This window comes from Dietzia sp. UCD-THP (genome assembly GCF_000349585.1).
Classification (GTDB): Bacteria; Actinomycetota; Actinomycetes; order Mycobacteriales; family Mycobacteriaceae; genus Dietzia; species Dietzia natronolimnaea_A.
Genome location: NZ_AOSR01000135.1, coordinates 1 through 1,428, shown reverse-complemented (window position 1 = coordinate 1,428; position 1,428 = coordinate 1). Strand labels below are relative to the sequence as shown.

Below are 1,428 nucleotides of genomic sequence, written 5' to 3'. Positions count from 1 at the left end.
CCGCGGTCGGAGACGTCGTAGCCATTGTTGCGGGCCCACTCGCGTATCGCTTTGGTGTTTCCGGACGGGGCCGCAGTCTTACGGGCGGTTTTGGCCTTGCTTCCGGTCACCCGATGGCCGGCCTGGATGTACGGCGCTACGGCCTCGCGGAACGCCTCGGCGTTGTCATCGCTGAGGTCAATGGCGTACTCCTTGCCCTCAAAGGCAAAAGAAATGGTGTTCGACGTCTCGCCTAGGTCGGTTCCGTCGAGATCGTCGATGAATCTCACCTGAAATTGCTGAGCCATTGCTTCCCCCTATTGTGATGCCTGTCCTTGCAGGATCACAGTATGCATGAAGCGGCTAAATGACGCGCAATAACATTCTTGGACGCTTCATGCCAAGGGTCTTTTGGGGGTTATATCCCGGTCGCATGCGGCGTGGGCGGCAAGGTCATCCGTAGTGGTAGCGGCAGGTGGCGATGCGGACTTCGGTTTCGGTGACTTTGTAGACGAGGCGGTGCTCGTCGGTGATGCGTCTGGACCAGTATCCGGCGAAGTCGTATTTGAGGGGTTCGGGTTTGCCGATTCCTTCATTGCCGTTGCGGGTGATGTCCTGCAGGAGCAGGTTGATGCGTTTGAGGATCTTGCGGTCCTGTTGTTGCCACCAGAGGTAGTCCTGCCAGGCGTTGTCGTCCCAGACGAGTAGCACGTCAGTCGGCGTCGAGCAGGTCGCGCGCCTGTCCGCGGCCGGACTCGAGCCGCTCCATCGCATCGAGCAGACGTCGGGCGTTAGCCGGTGATCGCATGAGGTGGGCGGTCTCGCGCAGGGACTCGTAGTCGTCGAGGGAGACCATCACCACCGGTTCGTGGCCGGCGCGGGTGATGATGACTTCTTCGCGGTCGTTGGTGACCCCGTCGAGGACCTCGGCGTAGCGGGCCCTGGACTCGGTATAGCTCATGGTCTTCATCTCAACCCCTCCTGTACGCAAAAGTGTACAGGATGCGGAGTTGGTGCTCCATTGTGACTTCCCGCGCCCGGTTCTCTATAGGCATGAGCCTGGGCCGGATGGCGCAGCGTTGCCTTGTCGAGAGCTCCTGCACGGGAGTCATCACAGTTTTGGGCCTGGTCTCGATGGCCGGATCGGCGCCGCCGCACGGCGGGGGTTCTGCCGGTGGCCACGCCGGCCCGTCGGCGCCCAGTGGGCGCATCGCGGTCAGGTCTCGGCCCGCTGTCTCGCCCGCGGCCGGGGCCGCGCAGCGGCGTGGCCGGAATCCTGGCTACTCCCTCGCCGTGCCGGCGGCCCCCGTCGACGGACAGCTCGCGCCCGCCCCCGGTCCTGAAGGCGCGGATGGCTAGGCCTTGTCCGCCCTCGCTGGTAACGTGGGTAACGTAACGTGTTACCGATTACCCGTTACCTGCCTTGGGGGGGTTGTCATGTCGACGTCG

3 protein-coding genes are annotated in these 1,428 nt (G+C 63.4%); all 3 read right to left on the bottom strand.

Annotated features, from left to right (window positions below; translation table 11 throughout):
- A partial coding sequence (locus H483_RS27375) for an Lsr2 family protein (protein WP_238556265.1) occupies positions 1-269 on the bottom strand: 269 nt, incomplete at its 3' end.
- A gap of 163 nt (positions 270-432) precedes the next feature.
- Positions 433-690 (bottom strand): Txe/YoeB family addiction module toxin, encoded by a 258-nt coding sequence (locus H483_RS27370; RefSeq protein ID WP_017836491.1) that lies wholly within the window; start codon positions 688-690, stop codon positions 433-435.
- Position 691: 1 nt separating this feature from the next.
- Positions 692-949, bottom strand: coding sequence for a type II toxin-antitoxin system Phd/YefM family antitoxin (locus H483_RS27365; protein WP_017836490.1), 258 nt, complete (start codon positions 947-949; stop codon positions 692-694).
- Positions 950-1,428 lie beyond the last annotated feature (479 nt).

Bases quoted from the DNA above. Each gene is read 5' to 3' on its own strand.
- H483_RS27365 (WP_017836490.1), bottom strand. From the start codon at position 949: ATGAAGACCATGAGCTATACCGAGTCCAGGGCCCGCTACGCCGAGGTC.